The following is a 23171-nucleotide window of genomic DNA, read 5'->3' as shown; positions in this document are numbered from 1 at the left end:
CAGTTGCCCTGGTCGTCGGCGTAGACGCTGTTCATCACGACTGCGGGGCGGCCGGCGGTCGGGTGGATGATGTTCACCTCGGTGCCGGTGGTGGCCCTGCCGGAGACGGCGAACGTGTCACCGAGGGGAGCGGAGCCGTCCGGGGTGGTCCACTCGAACGGCACGACCTGACCGTCCGATACCCGGAGGGTGCGGGTGATGGTCTGCTTGTCGCGGCTGCCGGGTTCCTTGAACTGCAGGATGACGTCGCGCTCGCCGGCGGACATCGTGCCGATGCCGGACCAGTTGCCCTGGTCGTCGGCGTAGACGCTGTTCATCACGACTGCGGGGCGGCCGGCGGTCGGGTGGATGATGTTCACCTCGGTGCCGGTGGTGGCGGTCCCGGTGACGGCGAACGTCCGGGGGAGCGCTGCGGAGCCGTCCGGAGTCGCCCAGTTGAAGTCTCGGATGACGCCGGCTCGCACCTCGAGGGTGCGGTCGATGGTCTGCTTGGCCTTGCCGGGCTCCTTGTACTGCAGCGTGACACCCCAAGAGCCGACCGGCAGGGTGCCGATGCCGGACCATTCGCCGGAGGCATCGACGGGGGGAAGGTTGTCCATGACGACCTTCGTGCCGCTGCTGGTGTGCCAGACGATGTTCACCACGGTGCCGGTGGTGGCGCTTCCAGTGACGCTGAACGTCTCGTCGAGCGGGGTGGTGCCGTCCGGGGTGGCCCAGTTGAAGTCCTGCACGACGCCGGTGGAGACCGTGATGTTCAGCGGCTGCGTCTGGGGGGTGGTCTGGCCGGGCTCGGTGTACTCGACGGTCAGGCGGTGCAGGCCGTCGCTGAGGGTCCCGCTGGTGCCGGACCAGTTCTCGTTCGTGCCGGTGGTGACCTGGCGCATGACCTCGGTCGCACCTTCACGGATCCGGACCGTGGTGCCCGGCTCGGCCTTGCCCTCGAACTCGACGGTCGGGCCGTCGACGGTGTCGTTGTTGCTCGGGGAGGTGACCTCGAACGGACGCGTGTTCGACTCGCCCGGGTTGACCGTGATCGAGGTGGTGGTGCTGTTCGCGCCCTTGGATGCCTGGGTCGCGGTGATCGTGTTCTCGCCACGGCGCAGGTCCGCCTGGGCGGTCCAGGTGCCGTTGGTCACGGTGACGGGGGCGAGGTTCGTGCCGTTGACGCCGACGGTGACGGCCGAGCCGTTCTCGCCTCGGCCGGTGATCTGGGTGGTGCCGGCGTTGGCGGGGGCGCCGTCCTCGGGGGAGCTGATCGAGACGGCGGTGCCGTAGTTCAGGTCGACCTGGACGTTGCCGGACTCGGTCCCGTCGACGATCTGCGAGACCGTGTACGACTTCGTGCCGCCCTGCATCGGAGCGGGCACGTCCCACGTGTACGAACCGTCCGTGGCATCGGCGGTGACTCGACCGGCCTCGACCATGCCCATCTTGAACACGACGGTCGCGCCGGCCTCGGCCGTGCCCGTGATCTGCGCACGCTGCGTCCGGTCCGCAGGGAACGACCCCGCCGCCGTCAGCCGCCTGTTCGCGAACTCGCCACCGAACTCCCCGTCGCCGTTAGGGATCTGACTGATCTGGGGCACTTGCACTTGCCGAATGCCATCAGAGGAGGTGTTGGTTAGTGTCGCGAGGGGATTCAAGCGGAACTCGATCCCGTTGGGGCCCATCCGGACGTCCTGATCGGAGTCCCCGGTGCACGTATCCCAGTGGAGAAGGCCGCTCCGCGAATTGTTCGCAAAAGCTCCCCAGGGTGCTAGACAGATGTTCGTCCCTGGCTTCACCCACGGACGCCAATTCGATGTGAGCGGTGGCATCTTCTGCGACTTCTCTTGCGCCTCTGCGACCGAACCGAACTGAGTCGAGTCCGCAAAACCGCGCGTTATGCCTTTCTTCAGGCCGAACAGCGATCCTGGGTCAGTCAATGTCTTGGGTGTCTTGTTGTCGATTTCCCAGTGAGTGTTGCTCTTGCTCGAGGTCCAGTAGACGGGCGCATCGTCATCCGCGGCCTGTGCGGTGCCCGCGCCGAGGGAGAGGCCGGAGACAACGGTCGCGACGGCCAGTGCCGAAGCACCCAGGCCCCTCGCGATGCGCTTCTTCTTGCTTGACATGGTGAGGTCCCTTTCGAGGGATCGGGCCGCGTGCACTCGCTCGGGACGATCGGGTCGCCCGCGGCTCGCGGTCTTCGTGGTCGCGGGACACCCCGCTGCCATACCAAAATATCACCGAACAAACTGAAATACAACTCTGTGCGATCGAAATGACTTGAGCCATTCGGACGCAACTTTCAGCTCCCAGAGTTGACGCGCCTCCAGTCCTGAGTAGAGTTGAGTCCATCGGACGCAAGTCCAACGACTTCAGCAAGACCCGCACCAACAGAAGGAGCACCCACACATGGGACGTGCAGTAGGCATCGACCTCGGAACCACCAACTCGGTCGTCAGCGTGCTCGAGGGCGGTGAGCCCACGGTCATCGCCAACGCCGAGGGCATGCGCACCACGCCGTCGATCGTCGCCTTCACCAAGGACGGCGAGGTACTGGTCGGCGAGACCGCCAAGCGCCAGGCCGTGACGAACGTGGACCGGACGATCGCGAGTGTCAAGCGCCACATCGGCACCGACTGGACGACGGACATCGACGGCAAGAAGTACACGCCGCAGGAGATCTCGGCCCGCATCCTGGGCAAGCTCAAGCGCGACGCCGAGCAGTACCTCGGTGAAGACGTCACCGACGCGGTCATCACCGTGCCGGCGTACTTCAACGACGCCGAGCGCCAGGCCACCAAGGACGCCGGAGAGATCGCCGGGCTCAACGTCCTCCGCATCATCAACGAGCCGACCGCCGCTGCACTGGCGTACGGCCTCGACAAGGGAAAGGAAGACGAGCTCATCCTGGTCTTCGACCTCGGTGGTGGCACGTTCGACGTCTCCCTGCTCGAGGTGGGCAAGGACGACGACTTCTCCACGATCCAGGTCCGTGCGACCTCCGGCGACAACCGCCTCGGTGGTGACGACTGGGACCAGCGCATCGTCGACTACCTCGTGAAGAAGTTCAAGGACGAGCACGGCGTCGACCTCTCGACGGACAAGATCGCCAAGCAGCGCCTCAAGGAAGCCGCCGAGCAGGCGAAGAAGGAACTGTCGTCGCAGATGTCGGCGAGCATCCAGCTCCCGTACCTGACGCTGACGGCAGACGGTCCGCTCAACCTCGACGAGACCATCTCGCGCGCCCAGTTCGAGCAGATGACCTCCGACCTGCTCGACCGCACGAAGAAGCCGTTCAACGACGTCATCAAGGAAGCCGGTGTCTCCGTCAACGACATCGCGCACGTGGTGCTCGTCGGTGGCTCGACCCGCATGCCCGCCGTGGCCGAGGTCGTCAAGTCGCTCACCGGCGGCAAGTCCCCGAACCAGGGCGTCAACCCGGACGAGGTCGTGGCCGTGGGTGCCGCGCTGCAGGCAGGTGTGCTGAAGGGCGAGCGCAAGGACGTCCTGCTCATCGACGTCACGCCGCTGTCGCTCGGCATCGAGACCAAGGGCGGCCTGATGACGAAGCTCATCGACCGCAACACCGCGATCCCGACCAAGCGCAGCGAGACCTTCACGACCGCTGACGACAACCAGCCGTCGGTCGCGATCCAGGTCTTCCAGGGCGAGCGCGAGTTCACCCGCGACAACAAGCCGCTCGGCACCTTCGAGCTCACCGGCATCGCGCCGGCTCCCCGTGGCGTCCCGCAGGTCGAGGTCACCTTCGACATCGACGCGAACGGCATCGTGCACGTGTCCGCGAAGGACAAGGGCACCGGCAAGGAGCAGTCGATGGTCATCTCCGGCGGCTCGTCGCTGCCGAAGGAGGACATCGAGCGCATGGTCCGCGAAGCCGAGGAGCACGCGGCCGAGGACAAGGCCCGCCGTGAGGCCAACGAGCGTCGCAACCAGGCCGAGCAGCTCGTCTACTCGATCGAGAAGCTCATCAAGGAGAACGACGAGAAGCTCCCCGCGGACGTCAAGTCCGAGGTCCAGGCCGACGTCGACGCCCTCAAGTCCGCGCTCGCCGGCGAGGACGACGAAGCCGTGAAGACCGCCTTCGACAAGCTCAACGAGTCGCAGGGCAAGCTCGGCCAGGCCATCTACGCCCAGCAGGACGCAGGCGCCCCGGCCGGTGAGCAGCCCACCGCCGACCAGGCAGCACAGGACGACGAGGACATCGTCGACGCCGAGGTCGTGGACGACGAGGACGACAAGGACAAGAAGTAACGATGACGGATCCCAAGGACAACGTGCCGAACGAGGACGAGCCCCAGGTCGAGGGCGACGCCACGAACGCGGCCGAGCCCGAGGACCTCATCGAGGCGGAGGGGCCCGACGTCGAAGTACCGACCGACGGCCCCGCCGCCGGGGGCCCGGCGGCGGACGCGGCGAACGACCTCTCCCCCGAGGACGAGGCGCTCCTCGCCGACGCCGCCCGTGGCATCGCGGAGGACAAGCTCAGCACGGAGGACCGCGACCTGGTCGCCGAGATGCGTGCGGACATGCTCCGTGCGCAGGCCGAGCTGGTGAACTTCCGGAAGCGCGTCGAGCGCGACCGTGAGGCCAACCGCGAGGTCGCCATCGCCGAGGTCGTCCGGGCACTCCTGCCGGCGCTCGACGACCTCACCCGCGCCGAGGCGCACGGTGACCTCGCCGAGGGCCCCATGCAGGTCATCGGCCAGAAGATCCGCGGCGGCTTCGAGAAGTTCAAGCTCGTGCAGATCGGCGAGAAGGGTGAGTCCTTCGACCCGAACATCCACGAGGCGATCGTGCAGCTCCCGACACCGGGCGCCACCGGCCAGACCGTGGCGGACGTCGTCGAGCCGGGCTACAAGCTCGGTGAGCGCGTCCTCCGTGCGGCCAAGGTCGCGGTGGCGGTCCCGGCCTGAGCGCGGGGAGGAGGTAGGGATTCATGGCCAGTCAGGACTGGTTCGACAAGGACTTCTACAAGGTCCTCGGCGTCGACAAGACGGCGAGTGACGCTGAGCTGAAGAAGACCTACCGGAAGCTCGCGCGGCAGTACCACCCGGACTCCAACCCGGGCGACGCCGCCGCCGAGAACCGCTTCAAGGAGATCAGCGAGGCGTACTCGGTGCTCTCCGACAAGGAGCAGCGCCAGGAGTACGACCAGGTCCGCGCCATGGGCTCCGGCGCCCGCTTCACCGCGGGTGGCCCGGGCCAGGGCGGCGGCTTCGAGGACGTCTTCGGAGGCATGTTCGGCCAGGGCGGGGGCGGACAGCGTGTCCGCTTCGGCCAGGGCGGAGCAGGTGGCGCCGGTGGCTTCGAGGACATCCTCGGCGGGATGTTCGGCGGTGGCGGCGGCTTCGGCCAGACCACCGGCGGCTACCGCGGCTTCGGTGGGCCGACGAAGGGCCGCGACGTCACCGCGACGACGACCCTCGACTTCACCACCGCGATCGCCGGCGACACCGTCAAGCTCTCGCAGGGCAACGGCCGTCCGGTGAACGTCCGCATCCCCGCGGGAGTCGCGGACGGGCAGAAGATCCGGCTCCGTGGGCGCGGTGAACCCTCGCCCGACGGCGGAGAGGCCGGTGACCTCGTGGTCACCGTCACCGTCCGCAAGCACCCGGTGTTCGAGCGCGACGGGCAGAACCTGCGGCTGGACGTCCCCGTGACGTTCGTCGAGGCGGCGCTCGGCGCGACGATCGAGGTCCCGACGCTCGGCGGCTCCACCGTCAAGCTGAAGGTCGCACCCGGCACGCCGTCGGGTCGCGTCCTCCGTGTCAAGGGCCGCGGCGTCGCCACCAAGAACGGGACGGGCGACCTGCTCGCGACCGTCCAGGTCGCGGTGCCGTCGCACCTGACGGACAAGCAGCGGGAAGCGGTCGAGGCCCTCGCGGAGGCCCTGCCCGACGAGGACCCCCGTGCGGACCTCCTCACCAAGGCGCGCAGCTAGCTGCGCGCACCACCAGCAGTAGACCCGGCCCGGAGGCGCGGCGCGGCTCCGTCAGGAACGCGCGCCGTGCCTCCAGTCTGGTTTCCAGACCATGCGAACGACGGAAAGGAACACGCCATGACCGACATGGACGAGAACTCGCCCGTCTTCGCGATCGCGATGGCGGCGGAGCTCGCCGAGATGCACCCGCAGACGCTGCGGCAGTACGACCGGCTCGGCCTGGTCGTGCCCGGCCGCACGCGCGGCGGGTCGCGCCGGTACTCGATGCACGACGTCGCGCAGCTGCGCGAGATCGCACGCCTGGGGTCCGAGGGCGTCTCGCTCGAGGGGATCCGCCGCGTCCTCGAACTCGAGAACGAGAACCGCGCGCTCCGTGCGCGCGTCAGCGAGCTGGAGACGGCCCTCGCCGACCAGCTCATCAACCGGCCGGGCGCCCGCGTGTTCGCGGCGACCACCACCGGCGGAGCGGTGCCGCTCCGTGCCGGCATGCGGCCGCAGCGGAACACGCAGATCGTGCTCTACCGCGGGCCGCGCTGACCCGTCCCCACCGGGACCATCGGTACGCTGGCGCCGTGCCACCGGACTTCGCCGACTTCTTCCGCCGCCGCGACGACGACGCGCCGGACCTCATCGCGATCGACGGCACGGACCGCTTCATCCTCGACGAGGCGCCGAACGTGCACGGCGACGCGCTCCGGCAGCCCGGCGAGGTCGCCGTCGTCGACGACCGGTACGGGGTGCTGACCCTCGGGGCGATCACGGTGCACGGTGCGTCGGACGTCCGGGTCGTGCAGGACTCCCTCGTCGGGGTGCGTGCGCTCGAGGCCAACGCTGGCACCTTCGGACGCCGGGGCTTCCACCACCCCTCGTCGCTCGAGCAGGCGTTCCGGGACGTCCGGCTCGTGCTGCTCCGGCTGTCGAAGTCGAACGACCGGCTCGACGAGCTCGCCCGCGCCGTCGCCCGGTTCGCCGCGCCCGACGTCGTGCTGCTGTGCGGCGGGGTGTCGAAGCACATGAACCTCTCGCAGAACGACGTCCTGCGCCGGTACTTCGGCGAGGTGACGGCGTCCCGCGGCCGTGGGAAGTCGCGGCTGCTGATCGCGCAGGACCCGCTCCGCGCCCAGGCGACCCGGGCGGACGCGACGAACCCGTGGCCGCGGTCGGTGCACGTCGACGACCTCGGGATGACGCTCGTCGCGCACGGCGGGGTGTTCGCCGGGACCTCGCTCGACCAGGGCACCCGGGTGCTGCTCGACGCGATGGACGATGCGGTGCCCGGCGCTCGGACCGCCGTCGACCTCGGCTGCGGGAACGGGGTGATCGCCACCGCACTCGCGCGGCGTCGACCGGGCATCCGGGTGATCGCCACGGACGTGTCCCAGATCGCCGTGGCATCGACGATCGCCACGGCCGAGGCCAACGGCGTGGCGGACCGGGTGCTCGTCGTCCGGAGCGACGCCGGCGACGAACTCGACGAGGGCTCCGCGCAGCTCGTGCTCTGCAACCCGCCGTTCCACGCGGACACGACCGTGACCACGGACGCGGCCGAGGCGATGTTCCGGAACGCGGCCACGATCCTCCAGTCCGGCGGGGAGCTGTGGTGCGTCTGGAACTCGCACCTGCGGTACCGGCCGGTGCTGGAGCGGTTCGTGGGGGCGACGCGACAGGTGGTGCGGACGCCGAAGTTCACGGTGACGGCGTCGCGGCGGGCATGACTGCGCCTGCCGCTCTGGTTGAGGTGCGGTGCGGTGCTGTGTGGTGCGGTTGCTCGGTGACTGCGCGGTCTGACGACATCTGCGCATGGTGGACCACGCGCAGTTGTCGTCTGGGTGCGCATTCCGGGCGCGGGCGCGGGCGTGTGCGGCACGCGGGCGTGCGAGCGTGCGCGTCAGGCCCGCGCGGGGACGCCCGCTGCCCGGAGCACGGCCGCGACGTACGGCACCGAGCGCAGGTCGTGCGAGGTGAGCCGGACGAAGCCGCGCACCTCGGGGAAGGCGCGGACGCGGTCCTCGCGGCGCTTCTCGTCCTCGACGACGCGCGAGGCCGTCCGCCCGCCGCGGGTGCCCGGATCGCGGTACTTCACCGCGCCGTCGTACTCCACGACCACGCCCTGCTCCGGGAACCAGAAGTCGACCCTCGCGACGAGGCCGTCCCTCGTGCGGAACTCCCGCTGGAGCTCGGGCGCCGGTGCGCCGGCGTCGCGCAGGACGATGCGCGCGAGTGACTCACCGACCGAGTCGGAGCGGGCATCGGCGAAGGAGAGGGCGGCTCGGGCTCGGGTCCGCCCGCGTGCCGGTGCCGCGGTGATCAGGTCGTCCAGGACCTCGCGCGGGATGCCTCGACGGAGCACCTGGTCGAGGACGACGACCGCCGCGCGGTGGTCCGAGGTCCGCGCGAACGCAGCCGCGGCGGCTCCGAGGTCGAGCGTGCGGAGGTGGTGGCCGCCGACGGTGACGGTCGAGATCGTCCCCGGCGGCATCGGGCGCCGCTCGACGGCGGCGGAGCGTCTGTCGGCGCGGGCAGCGGTCGGATCGGCGACCACGACCCGGTCCGGAGCGCGGTGCAGCAGCCGGACGCCGTGCAGGACCAGCGCGGACTCGTGCGTGAACGCCGTACCGTCCGCCATCGTCGGGAGCACGGCCAGCATCCGGACGAGGTGCTGCTCGCGGTCGTCGAGGTGCTGCCACGACGACGTGTCGACGTACACACCGCGGGCGATCCGGGTGCGGTCGGAGCCCGCGCGGCGCTGGAGTGCGCGCGCGACGTCCGGGGGAGTGCGGTCGTCGACGCGTTCGATCGCGCAGTCCGGGAGCAGGATCACCGGACCAGCCTGTCGGACGCGGGGCGTGCCTCCAGGCCTGTCCACAGGGTGAGCGCGAAGTGCGCGCTGGGACGACGAATGCGCACGGCGGACCGTGCGCATTCGTCGTCAGGGTGAGCAGCTACCGGCTCGAGCCGGCACGCCCGACCTAGGCCGGGACGTAGTCGAACGTGTCCGGGTCCGGACCGGTGCGGTGCCCCTTGTCGAGCGACGAGATCGCCGTCATGTCCTCGTCGGAGAGCTCGAAGTCGAAGATCGCGAAGTTCTCCTCGACGCGGGCACGGGTGACCGACTTCGGGAAGACGATGTCGCCGCGCTGGATGTGCCAGCGGAGGACGACCTGCGCCGCGGACTTGCCGACGTTGCCGGCGATGCGGGTGATCGTCTCGTCGTCGAGCACGAGGCCCTGCGCGATGGGCGACCAGGCCTCGGTCGCGATGCCGTGCTCGCGGTCGTAGGCGCGGAGCTCGTCCTGCGTGAGGTACGGGTGCACCTCGATCTGGTTCACGGCCGGGGTGATCGTGGTCTCGGCGGCGAGGCGGTTGAGGTGGTGGGCCTGGAAGTTGCTCACGCCGATCGAGCGGGCGGTGCCGCCGCGGTAGAGCTCCTCCATCGCCTTCCACGTCGGCACGAAGTCCGACACGGTGGGCAGCGGCCAGTGGATGAGGAACAGGTCGGTGTAGCCGCCGAGCAGGTCGGCCGACTTCTTGCCGTTCTCCAGCGCTGCCTCGGGGTCGTGGAAGCCGTTGTTCAGCTTCGAGGTGACGAAGATCTCCTCGCGCGGGATGCCCGACGACGCGATGGCCTCGCCGACCTCCTTCTCGTTGCCGTACATCTCGGCGGTGTCGATGTGGCGGTAGCCGACCTCGAGCGCCGCGAGCGTCGCTTCCTTCGTCTCGGAGGGGTCGATCTGGAAGACGCCGAAGCCGAGCTGCGGGATGGTCTTGCCGTCGTTCAGGGTGATGTTCGGAACGGTCATGGTCCGAGTCAACCACCGTGCTGGCGCGGTCCATTCCGGGTGTTCTCAGCCGGGCGCGGCGTCGACCTTGCGTTCGGTATTGATATGCAACATACTGATATGGACAGTCAACCCGTTCTTGGAGGTACTCGTGCGTCGATCTACTCGGAGCCTTTCGCTCTTGCCCGTCGGGGCGGCCGCGTTGGTCGGCTCGCTCGTCGTCGGTGATGCTGCGCTCGCGGCGTCTGAGTCGACCTCGGTCCGCGCGGAAGGTGACACGATCACCGGTCCACTGCAGAACTCGAGGAAAACTACGTTCGTAGGATTGCTGGCAAACGGCGTCTGGTCAGAGCAGATGACGACCGCAGGCCAAGTGACGTATCCGGTTCCAGACGGATTGGGAATCGTTTCGCTCGACGGGACTTGTGTTCCCACGACCCAATCGCCAACGTCAAGCAACATCACGGGTGTGCCAGTAGGCGACGGATCCGCCTGTCTGAAGTTCCGATCCGAGGTGACGGCTGAGGGGTACTTCACCTTCCGAGTCGAGCATGCCGGAACGGCGAGCGACAACCGGTACCTCGGGAACGGTGACGGTTCGGCGCTCGACCTGATCGCGACAACGCCGATCACGCTGTTCGCCTACCCCGAGGTCCCGGCTGCATCGACGTCGCTTTCAGTCGATGTCTCAGACACCGACAAGAATGGTCGAACCGGGGCCGGGGACTTCGCGCGTGTGACGGCGACTATCAAAAACTCCGGCAACGTGCGACTGCGAGACATCGACGTCGAGCTGTCGAACGGCGTCGACCTCACGTGCGACCCGGCGATGGTGGATGCCGGTGCGGAGATCACGTGTGAGACGGAACAGATCCTGACGCAGTCCGACATCGATGCCGGCGAGCTCGATGCCACCATGACGGGTTCCGCCCGGACGCCCAAGAACGTGGCCTTCGAGCTACCGGAGGCATCGGCGTCGGCTGAGATCGAGGCGGACGCTGTTGGCGTGACGTCGACCACGGCGACGGGGCCCGTGGCCGCTGCTGGGTCGAAGGTCTCGGTGACGACCACGCTCCGCAACGACGGCAACGTCACGTTGTCGGACTTGGTGGCGTCGGTCAACGGTGCGGATCTTCCGCTCGAGTCGGCCACGATCGCACCGGGCGCATCGATCGAGAAGACCTTCGAGCACGTCGTCACGCAGGACGAGTTCGACGCGGGTCAGCTCATCTTCCAGAGCGCCGCGACCGGGAACGCTCCGTCGGGTGTGCCCGTGACGCTGACCGCGTCGCAGGCAACGGTGGACTTCGAGCGCCAGGGCGCGGTTTCCGCCGCGCTCAAGCCGGTGGCGGAGGGCGAGCCCGGCGTCGGTGACGAGATCGGTCTCGCGCTGACGATCACGAACGACGGCAACGCGTCGGTCCGGGACCTCGCTGTCGAACTGGACAAGCAGGGACTCGCCGCTGCGTGCGACGTGCCCTCGCTCGCGCCGGGAGCGTCGATCGAGTGCGACGTGACCGGGACGTACACGGTCACGCAGGCGGACGTCGATGCCGGCGCGGTGGACTTCGCTGCGACCGTCGCCGGTGTGGACACCGCAGGGAACGCGGTCGGCACTGAGGCACAGGCCACCCGGGAGACCGAGGCGCAGGCGCCGGCGGTGGGTGTGACGCTGTCGCCGACGCTGGACGCTTCGGGCATGGCCCCGGGCGCTGGCGACGAGGTCGCTCTGGTGCTGTCGGTGGAGAACACCGGCAACGTGACGCTGACCGATGTTGCCGGTGTGATCGCGGATCGTGATGGTTTCGCGGCGGAGTGCCCGGCTGGGCCGTTGGCTCCGGGGGCGAGCATCGACTGCACGCTGCCGTCGTACACGCTCACCCAGGACGACGTGGACAACGGCGAGGTCGTCTTCGACGCGGACGTGACCGCGACCGGTCCGAAGCGGCAGGACGTCGCCGGTGCCGACTCGGCGACGGTGACGGTCGACCGCCAGCACGGTGTGGTCGCAGTGACGACGGCTGCGCTGAAGGACACCGAGGGTGCTCCGATGGCGGGCGAGAAGGTCGCGCTCGAGGTCGCAGTGCGGAACTCCGGCAACGTGACGCTTCGCGAGGTCGCGGCCGAGGTCGATGGACGTGCGCTCGACGTGGCGTGCGCTGAGGGTGCACTCGCTCCTGGTGCCGAGGTCTCGTGCACGATCGAGGACTACGAGCTGACCCAGGCCGACATCGACAGTGGTGCGGTGGCGTTCGAGGTCGCGGTGACCGCTGCGGCACCTGGTGGTCGGACGGCGTCCGCGTCGGACGAGGCATCGGTGGAGTTGGTGCGTGTGCCGTCGATCAGTATGGGTGTGACGAGTGTGTTGGATCCGAGTGAGCACGAGGTGCCGTTCGCGGGGGACACGGCGTCGGTGGCGGTGACGATCCGGAACACGGGCAACGTCACGGTGACGGGTGTTCGTGGTCAGGTCGCTGAGCGTGATGGGCTCGAGGTTGATTGCCCGTCGGATGTGCTGGCTCCGGGGGAGTCGGTCGAGTGTGAGGTGTCGGAGTACACGCTGACGCAGGCCGATGTGGATCGTGGTGGGGTCCGGTTCGATGTGACGGCCGCGGCGACGGGTGCGAATCGGGAGCGTGTGGAAGCGGCTGCGGACACGACGCTGAGCATCGTGCGGGCGCCGGCGATCACGACCGCGGCGACGGCGGAGCTCGACGAGACCGATGCGGCGATGACGATGGCCGGTGACACGGCGACGGTTCGCCTGTCGGTCGTGAACGCCGGGAACGTGACGGTTCGGAACCTGACGGGTGCCGTCGAGGGCCGTGACGGCATGGTCGTCTCCTGCGGGTCGGAGTCCCTCGCGCCGGGCGAGAGCGCGGACTGCACACTGTCGAAGTACGAACTGACGCAGGGCGACGTCGATGCCGGCAAGGTCGGGTTCGACATCACGGCTGGTGCGACGGGTGCGAACGGTCAGGTCGTGGACGCGTCTGCGAGGACGGGTGTCGACATCGTCCGGGTCGCTGGCGTGGACACGACCGTGATCGGGCACCTGTCCGAGTCGGAGCATGACGTTCCCCAGGCCGGCGACCGCGTGAGCGTCGGGGTGCGTGCGGTGAACACGGGCAACACGACGTTGACCGGGACGCGTGCGGAGATCATCGAGCTGGCGGACCTGCCGGTCGAGTGCGCTGCTGATGGTGTCGCTCCGGGTGCGGAGATCGAGTGCGTGGTGCCGGAGTACGTCCTCACGCAGGGCGACATCGACCACGGGCAGGTCACGATCGCTGCGGTCCTGGATGCCACGGGTGCTGGCGATGATCGGGTGAACGATCGTGACGAGGTGCGTGTGGGGTTGACGGCGAAGAGCGTGTTGGACGTCACGGCGGAGCCGATGGTCCAGGACAGCGCCGGCACGATGGTGGTGCTGGCGGAGGACCGGATGCTGCGTCCGGGCGAGCAGGTCTGGGTGCGGTACTCGGTGGCGAACACGGGCAACCTGGTCGTCAACGCGGTGCAGCACATGGACTCCATGCCGGCGATGACCGTCGAGGAAGCGATCCTGCAGCCGGGCGAGCGGACCACGGCGATGACGACCGACGCGCATGTCGTGTCGGACGCGGAAGCGGCGGAGGGCACGGTCGTGCTCCTCGGCCAGGTCAAGGGCCAGGTCACCCGAGCGGACGGTGACACCGTCACCGACGGACAGGCCAGCACCGGCCAGACCGACACCGAGAACGCCATCACGACGATGGCAGCGGAGCAGTCGGGTGCGGAGAAGCTGCAGCAGCTCCGCAAGCCCGTGTGGGTGTTCTCCACCGAGGTCCGCACCACGATCGACGCGGAACCGGCCCCGGTCGAGCTCGCGTTCACCGGGTCGGAGATCACCCAGGTGGCTGTCCCGGCCTCGATCGTCGGGCTGCTCGGCGGGCTCGTGCTCCTGCTCTGGGCACGCCGACGCCGCTCGGGAGACGACAACGAGTCCGACGCGCAGGCACGTCACCGCGCCTGACCCACAGCAGGACGACAGCGAACACCCCGCACCCCACCGGTGCGGGGTGTTCCGCTACGCCAGCGCCGCCGTGATGTACGCCTGCAGGGCCAGCCCGTACGCCTCCGCAGCGTCGTCGGACGTGAAGGAACGATCAGCGCCGTCGATGGTCGCGACCACCGTGAACCCCGCCGACAGGGACACGAACGCCGGCCCGAGCAGCCCACGCAGCTGGTCCTCGCGCGGGAGCCAGAGGGACTCCGCGGCGTCGACCGAGTCGAGCGCCCACTCGGTCGTCCCGTTGAAGCCGAGCACCGTCCCCGAGGGGTAGTCGTGCCGCTCCACGGTCATCTCGGACACCGTGTAGACGTCGTCGTCGACGCCCGGCTTGTCGATCACGAACCGGTCACCGGTCGTCGGGTGCCACCGCAGGCCGGCGTCACGCAGGGCGGTGGCGAGTGCAACACTGATCACGTCTTCCAGCCTGCCACTCGCAGTCCTGCAAGGTCGCCGTACTAGCATCGCCGAGCACCCCGACGCGCGACCGCACCAGCGTTCCGCGCGCGCGACGCGACGACGCCCGGGCAACCGGTGCCGCGCCTCCCGGCCGAGAACCCGGCCACGAGGCGGGCCCCCGGCCGGCGTCCCGACCGCAGCGGACACCAACCCGTCCGCCGAAGAGAAGGACCCGCATGACCCTCGAACGCGAGGAACTCCGCGACGGCTGGACCGTGACCATGGCGGGTGAGGCGCCGCCAGCAGGCGCGCCGGCCGACGTCGTGGGCCGGACCATCGGCGCCACCGTGCCGGGGCAGGTCCACACCGACCTCGAGCGCGAGGGGCTGCTGGCGGACCCCACGTTCGACCGGAACGAGGACGGCGCCAAGTGGGTCGGCCGGGCCGACTGGTCCTACCAGCGCACCGTCGACGTCGACCCGCGGGGCTTCGAGCGCGTGGACCTCGTGTGCGACGGGCTCGACACCGTCGCCGAGCTCAGCCTCGACGGCGTCGTGGTGGGGACGACGCGGAACATGCACCGCCGCTACCGCTTCGACGCCCGGGACAGCACCGGCGGCGTCGGCCGCGGGGAGAAGACGCTCGAGCTCCTGTTCGAGTCGCCCTACCGCGAGGCCGGACGCGTCGCGGCGAAGGCCGGCAGCATGCCCGGGCCCTACGACGAACCGTTCCCCTACATCCGCAAGATGGCCTCGAACTTCGGGTGGGACTGGGGGCTGACGGCGGTCACGAGCGGCCCGTGGCGACCGGTCGCGATCGAGCGCTGGTCCACAGCCAGGCTGCGCGACGTCCGGCCCCTGGTCGACGTCGAGGCCGGCGAGGGCGTGCTGGACGCGCACATCACCGTCGAGCGCTCCGGGCTGAACGACCTCGACCAGGACGGCGAGGACGACGACCTCGTGCTCGTCGTGACGGTCAGCGGAGCGACGGCCGAGGGTGGCACCACCCGCCAGCGCTCCCGCGCACAGCTGACCCCGCGCGACGACGAGACCGTGGTCACCGTGCGGGTGCCGGAGGTCCAGCGGTGGTGGCCGCGTGGCTACGGCGCGCAGGACCTGTACGACGTCGTGGTCGAGCTGCAGACGGTCGACGGCGAGGTCCTCGACCGCTCGACGTTCCGCACCGGTTTCCGCTCGACGCGCATCGAGACGACGTCGGACAGCATCGGCAAGCCCTTCAACGTGCACGTCAACGGCACGCTCATCGACGTCCGCGGCGTGAACTGGATCCCGGACGACGTCATCGTCTCGCGGGTGTCGCGCGACCGGGTCGAGGACCGTCTGCGCGCGGCAGCGGACCTCAACGTCAACCTCGTGCGGGTCTGGGGCGGCGGGGTCTACGAGTCGAACGACTTCTACGAGGTCTGCGACGAGCTCGGACTGCTCGTCTGGCAGGACTTCCCGTTCGCCTGCTCGGCCTACCCCGAGGGCGAGCCGATCCGCAGCGAGGTCATCGCCGAGGCCCGGGACAACGTCGCCCGGCTCGCACGGCACCCCTCGCTCGTGCTCTGGAACGGCAACAACGAGAACATCTGGCTGCACGAGGTCGACGGCTGGGAGGCTTCGCTCGAGGGCCGCGGCTGGGGCCTGGACTACTACCTCGACCTGCTGCCGACGATCGTCGACGCGGTCGACCCCTCGCGCTTCTACACGGTCGCCTCGCCGTGGTCGGGCTCCGAGTCGCTCCCCGCGAACGACGTCGACCACGAGACGCACCACTCGTGGGACGTCTGGAACCGGCTCCCGGACACCGCCTACCGCGACTCGGTGCCGCGGTTCGTCTCGGAGTTCGGCTGGCAGGCACCGCCCGCGTGGCGCACGCTGCGCGATGCCGTGCGGGACTCACCGCTCGCGGTGGACTCGCCCGGGGTCGTCCACCACCAGAAGGCCGCGGACGGCATGGGGAAGCTCGCGCGGGGGCTCGCGCCGCGGTTCGGCTCCGTGGCGCCGGCCGAGTTCGACCGGTGGCACTACCTGACGCAGCTGCAGCAGGCGCGCGCCATCGCGACGGGCGTCGAGCACTGGCGGACGCACTGGCCCCGGAACACCGGCGTCGTCGTGTGGCAGCTGAACGACCTCTGGCCGGTCTCGTCCTGGTCGGCGATCGACTCGGCCGGGCGGCTGAAGCCGCTGGCGCACGAGCTGCGGCGGCTCTACGACGACGTGCTGCTGACGATCCGTCCGGTGTCCTCGGTCGCGGCTGTGGTCGGGTCCGGTCCGGCGGGCGGGTCCGCTCTGGCGGGCGGGTCCGGTCCGGCTGCTGCGTCCGGTCCGGCGGGCGGGTCCGGTCCGTCGGGCGGGTCCGGTCCGGCGGGCGGGTCCGGTCCGGCGGGCGGGTCCGCTCCGGCGGGCGCGTCCGGTTCTGCGGGCGATCCGTCGGGGCAGCCAGGAGGCGCGGATCGCCCGACCACGTCGGCCTCCGTCGGTGAGACGGCCGATCTGGGCGACCTGGCGGACACGCTCTCGCTCGGGGTGTCGCCCGGGTCGTTCGGCAACGCGCCCATCGAGGTCGCCGTCCGCTCGACCCGCACGGGGCACGACAGCGTCGTCCGCGTGCGGCGGGTCACCCTCGCGGGGACGGTCCTCGCCGAGGTGTCGCTCCCCGTCCGCCTGTCCGCCGCCGGTGTCGCCGTGGTGGCACTGCCGGAGTCGGTCGGCGTGGTGGACGACCCGACGAACGAGCTCGTCGTCGCGGACATGGACTGGCGACGGGCGGTGTGGACCCCGGGACCCGACAAGGACATGCGCTGGGAGCCGGCACGCTACCGGACCGCCTTCGCCGCGGCTCCCGACGGCGACGGCCTCGACCTCGTCGTCGAGGCGGAGGGCCTCGTGCGGGACCTCCTCTTCCAGCCCGACCGGGTCGCACCAGGAGGCACCGTCGACCGCGGGTTCATGACCCTGCTGCCGGGGGAGCGGGTCGCCTACCGACTGCGCGGCGTGACCGAGGCGGACATCCCGGCGCTCACCGCGGCTCCCGTGGCGTGGACGCTCGCGGACGTGCTCGGCCATTGATATGCAGAACTCCAGCGTGATATTCTGATCGGAGTGCCGTTCCGTCCTCCCGGATGACGGCGGCACCCGGTCGGTCCCCCCGGCCGGTGGCCGACAGGAGGGCTCCCGATGTCACTCGCGATGCGACCGCTGAGCGCGGTGTCCCGTTCCGTCGAGGTCGTCGGGCGTCCGACCCGCAGCCGGACCCGCCGCAGTCGTGCGACGGGCTTCGGCCTGGCCGGGCTCGACCTGGGGTTGTTGCTCGTCGCGTTCGCCGTCGCCCACGTGGTCCGGTTCCCCGGTGAGCTCCCCGCGGGTTCGAGCGCTGCCGGGTGGACCGAGTTCGTGGTCGCCCCCGTGATGATCGTTGCTTGGATGGTCCTGCTCACTGTGTCCCGCAGCCGCGACCCGCGCATCGTCGGTGTCGGCGGCGACGAGTTCCGGCGACTCATCACCGCGAGCCTCGTCACCGTCGCGACGGTGGCCGGGGTCGCCTACGCCGTCCAGGTCGACCTCGCCCGCGGCTACGTCGCCATCGCGTTCCCGCTCGGGCTGCTCCTCCTCGCGATCGGTCGGAAGGCCGTCCGGACCGTGCTCGCTCGACGTCGCTGCCGGGGCGAGGGGCTGCAGGACGTCCTGCTCGTCGGCGACCTCGACGACGTGACCTACGTCGGACGGCGCATCGCGGCCACCCCCGCGGCGGGGTACCGCGTCCGGGCAGTCATCTCCGACTGTGTCCGGGCCGGGTCCCGGGTGCCCCTCGGTGACTCGAGCGTCCCGGTGATCGACGGGGTCGACGCCGTCCTCGACCGGGCCCAGAGCGAACCGGTGGCCGCCGTGGTGGTCGCCGGCGCGATCCGGGGCGGGCACGAGCGACTCCGGCGGCTCGGATGGCAACTGGAAGCGCACGGCGTCGAACTCGTGGTCTCCTCGCCGCTGGCGGACATCGCTGCCGGCCGGGTGCACGAACGACCCGTCGACGGCCTGCCGCTCATGCACGTCGAGACGCCCGACTACCGGCGGCGGATCGGCAAGCGGACGCTCGACGTCGTCGGCGCCGGCATCGGTCTGCTGCTCCTCGCGCCGGTGTTCGCCGTCATCGCCCTGGTCATCCGCGCGGACGACCGTGGCCCCGTGTTCTTCCGCCAGACCCGCGTGGGGCGCGACGGGCGGGAGTTCCCGATCCTCAAGTTCCGGACGATGTGCGTCGACGCCGAAGCCCGGATGGCCGCGCTCGAGCAGGCGAACGAGGGCGCGGGGCCGCTCTTCAAGATGAAGCACGATCCGCGCATCACCCGGGTCGGTGCGTTCCTGCGTCGGACGTCCCTCGACGAGCTGCCGCAGCTGTGGAACGTCCTGACCGGTTCGATGAGCCTGGTGGGCCCCCGACCCGCCCTCCCGCGCGAGGTCGCCCTGTACGAGGACTTCGCCGACCGTCGGCTGCTCGTCACCCCGGGCATCACCGGGCTCTGGCAGGTGAGCGGCCGATCGGACCTCGACTGGGCCGACGGTGTCCGACTCGACCTGCACTACGTCGAGAACTGGTCCTTCGTCCACGACGTCGTCATCCTCGCCCGGACCATCCCGTCCGTGCTGCGCTCCCGAGGCGCCTACTGACCCGGTCGCGCCTGACCCGCAACCGGCACGCGCACCCCCGGGCTGCAACGGCAGTCCGGGGGTGCTGCCTGTGCGAACGGTGTCCGTTCGGGTGCCCGGCCTGGGTTTCCCGACCGGTGCGAGTTACGATGGGTGCACGACGGACTTCCGCCGCACGCGTCGACGGTGACTCGGAGACGGCGACCAGATCCAGATTCAAGGAGTCATGATGCTCGGAAACCTCGGTGGCGTACACCTGCTGATCATCCTCGGGATCGTCATCCTGCTGTTCGGTGCGACCAAGCTCCCGGCACTCGCCAAGGGCCTCGGGCAGTCGATCAACATCTTCAAGAAGGAGATGGGCGACGACGAGAAGAAGGCCAAGGGCACTGACCCCGGCGTGCAGACCACGACCGTGACGAACACCGCGGCCGAGCCGGCTCCGCAGCCGGTCGTCAACCCCGGCCCGTCGGTCCAGCCGAACTCGGACTCCAGGAACTAGGACCCCAGCCCCGTCCTGTCGGCAGCCCCCGCGACCCCATCGGTCGCGGGGGCTTCGTCGTGTCCGGCGAGTTGTCCACAGGTCCTCCCAGGGGCAGGCGGGACCGCGCGCGGTGGCGGAGGATGGGCACATGACGACCCCAGCCCCGGCAGCCACGGCCCCGCTCCGCGACGACCGCCGTATCGTGCTCGTCGTCGCGATCCTGTCGTCCTTCGTCGTGGGACTCGACTCGAGCGTCGTGAACGTGGCGCTCCCCGCCATCCGCGACGAACTCGGCGGGGGACTGGTCGTGCAGCAGTGGACGGTGGACGCGTACCTCGTGACGCTCGGTTCGCTCATCCTCGTGGCCGGCAGTCTGTCCGACCTGTTCGGCCGCGTCCGCATCATCACGTGGGGCCTCGTGGTCTTCGGGATCGCCTCGATCGTGTGTGCGATCGCCCCCACGGGCGAGATCCTCATCGTCGCCCGGGCGCTGCAGGGCGTCGGTGGTGCGCTCGTGACCCCGAGTGCCCTCGCGCTCATCGTGGCGGCGTTCCGCGGGGCGGCCCAGGCGAAGGCGATCGGCACGTGGACGGCGTGGTCGAGCGCGGCGACGATCCTCGGTCCGGTCGTCGGCGGCCTCGTCGTGGACGGCATCGGCTGGCGGTGGATCTTCGTGCTGACGGCCGTGCCGATCGCGGTGACGATCCCGCTCGTGTCGCGGATCTCGGCGGACGTCCGGGTGGGGCCGCGGGCGCACGTGGACGTGGTCGGCGCGGTGCTGGCGGTCGTGGGGGTCGGCGGTGTCGTCCTCGGGTTGATCGAGCAGGAGCGCCTCGGGTGGGGCGCGCCGGTCGTCCTCGCTGCGCTGGTGCTCGGCGGGGCCGCGCTCGTGGCGTTCGTGCCGTGGGAACTCCGCGTCACCCGCAGGCACGGCGCACCCCTGGTCCCGCTCGAGCTCTTCCGTGCGCGGAACTTCACCGTCGGCAACCTCGCGACGCTGTCGATCTACGGGGCCCTCGGGATGGTGTTCTTCGTCGTGACGCTGTTCCTGCAAGAGGTCTGGCGGTTCCCGGCCTGGCTCGCCGGCCTCGCGACGCTGCCCCCGACCGTGATGCTCCTGCTCCTCTCCACCACGGTCGGGTCGCTGGCCGGCCGCTGGGGTCCGCGGTGGTTCATGGCCGCCGGTCCCGCGATCGCCGCGGTCGGGGCGCTCCTGCTGCTCTTCGCCGGTGACGAGCCGATCGGGTACTGGTGGTCGGTGCTCCCCGGTCTGGTGCTCGTCGGAGCGGGGATCGCGTTGATGGTGACGCCGCTGACGAGTGCGGTCCTCGGGTCGGTCCCGCAGTCCGAGGCGGGTGCAGGCTCGGCCGTCAACAACGCGATCGCGCGGATCGCCGGGCTCGTCATGGTCGCGCTCGCCGGGATCGTCCTCGGCGGTGCCGTGAGCGTCGAGGGACTGCACCGCGCGATGGTCGTGATGGCGCTGCTGCTCCTCGCCGGCGCACTCGTGAGTGCCGTCGGCATCCGGAACCCGCGGCGGGAATCTCCCGCTGCGAACGCAAGTTGAGTGGAGTAGACTCAACTACAGGACCACCGCAACGAAAGGACGGAACGCATGGCGAACCTCCAGGGCGCTCCTGACTCGCAAGAGCGACAGAAGACCGCCCTCGAGCAGTACGGCGTCGACCTCACGGCGATCGCCCGCAACGGCAAGCTCGACCCGGTGATCGGGCGGGACGCCGAGATCCGACGCGTCTCCCAGGTGCTGACGCGTCGCACCAAGAACAACCCCGTGCTCATCGGGGAACCCGGCGTCGGCAAGACGGCCGTCGTCGAAGGACTCGCCCAGCGGATCGTCGCGGGTGACGTCGCCGACTCCCTCAAGGACAAGCGGCTCGTGTCGCTCGACATGTCCGCCCTCATCGCCGGCGCGAAGTACCGTGGCGAGTTCGAGGAGCGGCTCAAGGCCGTGCTCAAGGAGATCAACGACTCCGACGGGCAGGTCATCACGTTCATCGACGAGCTGCACACGCTCATGGGCGCCGGTGGGGGCGAAGGCTCCGTGGCCGCGTCGAACATGCTCAAGCCGATGCTCGCGCGCGGCGAACTCCGGCTCATCGGCGCGACGACGCTCGACGAGTACCGCGAGTACATCGAGAAGGACGCCGCCCTCGAACGGCGCTTCCAGCAGGTCTTCGTGGGGGAACCCAGCGTCGAGGACACCGTGGCGATCCTCCGCGGCCTCAAGGAGCGCTACGAGGCGCACCACAAGGTCACGATCAACGACTCCGCGCTCGTGGCCGCGTCGAGCCTGTCGAACCGGTACATCTCCGGGCGGCAGCTGCCCGACAAGGCGATCGACCTCATCGACGAAGCCGCGAGCCGGCTCCGGATGGAGATCGACTCGAGCCCGGTCGAGATCGACGAGCTCAAGCGCACCGTGGACCGGTTGCGCGTCGAGGAGTTCGCGCTGAAGCAGGAGAAGGACGACGCGTCGAAAGCCCGGCTGGAGACGCTGCGGGCCGAGCTCGCGAGCCGCGAGACCCTGCTCGGCGAACTCGAGCAGCGGTGGCAGGCCGAACGCGCCAGCCTCAACCGCATCGGTGAACTCAAGCAGCAGCTCGACGACCTCAACATGCGCTCCCAGCGGGCGCAGCGCGAGGCCGACTACGAACTCGTGTCGCGCATCGAGTACAGCGAGAAGCCCCGGATCGAGGCCGAGCTCGCCGCCGCCGAACAAGCTGAGCAGGCCGACCGGATGGTGAACGACAGCGTCACCGACGAGGACATCGCCGCCGTCATCGCGCAGTGGACGGGCATCCCCCTCGGGCGCCTGCTGCACGGCGAGACCGAGAAGCTCCTGCACCTCGAGAACGAACTCGGCCGACGGATCATCGGGCAGCGCTCCGCCGTCTCGACCGTGTCGGAAGCGGTCCGTCGCACCCGCGCGGGCATCTCCGACCCGGACCGTCCGACGGGCTCGTTCCTGTTCCTCGGCCCCACCGGCGTCGGCAAGACCGAGCTGGCCAAGGCGCTCGCCGAGTTCCTGTTCGACGACGAGAAGGCACTCGTCCGGATCGACATGAGCGAGTACGGCGAGAAGCACTCGGTCGCGCGGCTCATCGGCGCCCCGCCCGGGTACGTCGGCTACGAGGCCGGCGGGCAGCTCACCGAGACCGTCCGGCGTCGCCCGTACTCCGTGGTGCTGCTCGACGAGATCGAGAAGGCCCACCCCGAGGTCTTCGACGTGCTCCTGCAGGTCCTCGACGACGGCCGCCTGACCGACGGTCAGGGCCGGACGGTGGACTTCCGGAACACGATCCTCATCCTGACGTCGAACCTCGGGTCGCAGTTCATGACCGACCAGTCGATCACCGACGTGCAGCGCGAGGAGGCTGTCCGCGAGCTCGTCCAGCAGGTCTTCCGGCCCGAGTTCATCAACCGACTCGACGACATCGTGGTGTTCCAGGCGCTCACGCAGGATGACCTCGGCCAGATCGTGTCGCTCTACGTCGACCGGCTCGCACGCCGGCTGACCGACCGCCGACTGGAGCTGGCCGTCACCCCGGACGCCCGGGCCTGGCTCGCCGAGCGCGGGTACGACCCGGTGTACGGAGCGCGTCCGCTCCGCCGGCTCATGCAGCGGCAGATCGACGACCGGTTGGCGCGGGCGATCCTCGCCGGTGACGTGCGCGACGGGGACACCGTCCGCGTCGACGTCGCCGCAGGCGGCGACGAGCTGACGGTGGAGCCGTTCGAGCTCGCGGAGATCGTCGAGGAGTAGGCGGCGCACTGGACGTGACGACCCGGAGGTGCGGTGCCGGTTCCTGGGACCGGTACCGCCTCGCTCGCGGGCTCGCTC

General features: G+C 70.0%; 15 protein-coding genes. 11 read left to right on the top strand and 4 right to left on the bottom strand.

All coding sequences use genetic code 11. From position 1 onward, the window contains the following. Positions 1-1586: hypothetical protein (locus ACIPEP_RS00820; RefSeq protein ID WP_402716191.1), on the bottom strand; the 1586-nt coding region annotated here is incomplete at its 3' end. A gap of 808 nt (positions 1587-2394) precedes the next feature. Here ACIPEP_RS00820 and dnaK point away from each other — a divergent pair. From dnaK to ACIPEP_RS00795, 5 genes are all read left to right on the top strand, one after another. Then, positions 2395-4257, top strand: a complete 1863-nt coding sequence (gene dnaK / locus ACIPEP_RS00815; protein WP_070417079.1) for a molecular chaperone DnaK — start codon at positions 2395-2397, stop codon at positions 4255-4257. Positions 4258-4259: 2 nt separating this feature from the next. After that, a complete protein-coding gene (locus ACIPEP_RS00810) occupies positions 4260-4919 on the top strand; it encodes a nucleotide exchange factor GrpE (protein WP_083295090.1) in 660 nt (219 codons plus the stop codon). Positions 4920-4942: 23 nt separating this feature from the next. Further along, complete coding sequence (locus ACIPEP_RS00805) at positions 4943-5947, top strand: DnaJ C-terminal domain-containing protein (RefSeq protein WP_336698035.1); 1005 nt, start codon at positions 4943-4945, stop codon at positions 5945-5947. Between the two features lie 126 nt (positions 5948-6073). Next, positions 6074-6484, top strand: coding sequence for a heat shock protein transcriptional repressor HspR (locus tag ACIPEP_RS00800; RefSeq protein WP_336698130.1), 411 nt, complete (start codon positions 6074-6076; stop codon positions 6482-6484). A 35-nt stretch (positions 6485-6519) separates the two neighbouring features. Then, the gene (locus tag ACIPEP_RS00795) at positions 6520-7662 is read left to right on the top strand and encodes a class I SAM-dependent methyltransferase (RefSeq protein WP_402716190.1); all 1143 of its coding nucleotides are present in this window, start codon (positions 6520-6522) and stop codon (positions 7660-7662) included. 173 nt (positions 7663-7835) lie between these two features. Here ACIPEP_RS00795 and ACIPEP_RS00790 read toward each other — a convergent pair whose 3' ends face one another. Then, complete coding sequence (locus ACIPEP_RS00790; RefSeq protein ID WP_402716189.1) at positions 7836-8768, bottom strand: hypothetical protein; 933 nt, start codon at positions 8766-8768, stop codon at positions 7836-7838. A 148-nt stretch (positions 8769-8916) separates the two neighbouring features. After that, positions 8917-9747: an aldo/keto reductase gene (locus ACIPEP_RS00785; protein ID WP_229085871.1), complete on the bottom strand. Its 831-nt coding sequence runs from the start codon at positions 9745-9747 to the stop codon at positions 8917-8919. Here ACIPEP_RS00785 and ACIPEP_RS00780 point away from each other — a divergent pair. Continuing rightward, positions 9731-13741: a hypothetical protein gene (locus ACIPEP_RS00780; protein WP_402716188.1), complete on the top strand. Its 4011-nt coding sequence runs from the start codon at positions 9731-9733 to the stop codon at positions 13739-13741. The two genes, ACIPEP_RS00785 and ACIPEP_RS00780, sit on opposite strands and share 17 nt — an antisense overlap. 54 nt (positions 13742-13795) lie before the next feature. Here ACIPEP_RS00780 and ACIPEP_RS00775 read toward each other — a convergent pair whose 3' ends face one another. Then, entirely contained in the window at positions 13796-14194 is a 399-nt protein-coding gene (locus ACIPEP_RS00775) for a pilus assembly protein CpaE (protein ID WP_402716187.1), read from the bottom strand. 218 nt (positions 14195-14412) lie between these two features. Here ACIPEP_RS00775 and ACIPEP_RS00770 point away from each other — a divergent pair, with 218 nt between their 5' ends. The 5 genes from ACIPEP_RS00770 to ACIPEP_RS00750 all read left to right on the top strand — a co-directional run bounded on the left by ACIPEP_RS00770 (position 14413) and on the right by ACIPEP_RS00750 (position 23093). Beyond that, positions 14413-17250 carry a glycoside hydrolase family 2 protein gene (locus tag ACIPEP_RS00770; RefSeq protein ID WP_402716186.1) on the top strand — a complete coding sequence of 946 codons (2838 nt, stop codon included), beginning with the start codon at positions 14413-14415 and terminating at the stop codon, positions 17248-17250. 108 nt (positions 17251-17358) lie between these two features. Further along, a complete protein-coding gene (locus ACIPEP_RS00765) occupies positions 17359-18846 on the top strand; it encodes a sugar transferase (RefSeq protein WP_402716185.1) in 1488 nt (495 codons plus the stop codon). Between the two features lie 205 nt (positions 18847-19051). After that, entirely contained in the window at positions 19052-19327 is a 276-nt protein-coding gene (gene tatA / locus ACIPEP_RS00760; RefSeq protein WP_306577014.1) for a twin-arginine translocase TatA/TatE family subunit, read from the top strand. 130 nt (positions 19328-19457) lie between these two features. Continuing rightward, positions 19458-20876, top strand: a complete 1419-nt coding sequence (locus ACIPEP_RS00755) for an MFS transporter (protein ID WP_402716184.1) — start codon at positions 19458-19460, stop codon at positions 20874-20876. Positions 20877-20924: 48 nt separating this feature from the next. After that, positions 20925-23093: an ATP-dependent Clp protease ATP-binding subunit gene (locus ACIPEP_RS00750; RefSeq protein ID WP_402716183.1), complete on the top strand. Its 2169-nt coding sequence runs from the start codon at positions 20925-20927 to the stop codon at positions 23091-23093. Positions 23094-23171: the final 78 nt, after the last annotated feature.

It is taken from the genome of Curtobacterium sp. NPDC087082 (assembly GCF_044745045.1).
In the GTDB taxonomy this organism is placed as follows: domain Bacteria; phylum Actinomycetota; class Actinomycetes; order Actinomycetales; family Microbacteriaceae; genus Curtobacterium.
Note: the sequence above shows the minus strand (reverse complement) of the source record. Positions and strands in the feature narration are given on the sequence as shown.

Excerpts from the sequence above, each read along its gene's own strand:
- dnaK (WP_070417079.1), top strand. The coding sequence starts at position 2,395 with ATGGGACGTGCAGTAGGCATCGACCTCGGAACCACCAACTCGGTCGTC.
- ACIPEP_RS00810 (WP_083295090.1), top strand. The coding sequence starts at position 4,260 with ATGACGGATCCCAAGGACAACGTGCCGAACGAGGACGAGCCCCAGGTC.
- ACIPEP_RS00805 (WP_336698035.1), top strand. The coding sequence starts at position 4,943 with ATGGCCAGTCAGGACTGGTTCGACAAGGACTTCTACAAGGTCCTCGGC.
- ACIPEP_RS00800 (WP_336698130.1), top strand. The coding sequence starts at position 6,074 with ATGGACGAGAACTCGCCCGTCTTCGCGATCGCGATGGCGGCGGAGCTC.
- ACIPEP_RS00780 (WP_402716188.1), top strand. The coding sequence starts at position 9,731 with ATGTTCGGAACGGTCATGGTCCGAGTCAACCACCGTGCTGGCGCGGTC.
- ACIPEP_RS00785 (WP_229085871.1), bottom strand. The coding sequence starts at position 9,747 with ATGACCGTTCCGAACATCACCCTGAACGACGGCAAGACCATCCCGCAG.
- ACIPEP_RS00770 (WP_402716186.1), top strand. The coding sequence starts at position 14,413 with ATGACCCTCGAACGCGAGGAACTCCGCGACGGCTGGACCGTGACCATG.
- ACIPEP_RS00765 (WP_402716185.1), top strand. The coding sequence starts at position 17,359 with ATGTCACTCGCGATGCGACCGCTGAGCGCGGTGTCCCGTTCCGTCGAG.
- tatA (WP_306577014.1), top strand. The coding sequence starts at position 19,052 with ATGATGCTCGGAAACCTCGGTGGCGTACACCTGCTGATCATCCTCGGG.
- ACIPEP_RS00755 (WP_402716184.1), top strand. The coding sequence starts at position 19,458 with ATGACGACCCCAGCCCCGGCAGCCACGGCCCCGCTCCGCGACGACCGC.
- ACIPEP_RS00750 (WP_402716183.1), top strand. The coding sequence starts at position 20,925 with ATGGCGAACCTCCAGGGCGCTCCTGACTCGCAAGAGCGACAGAAGACC.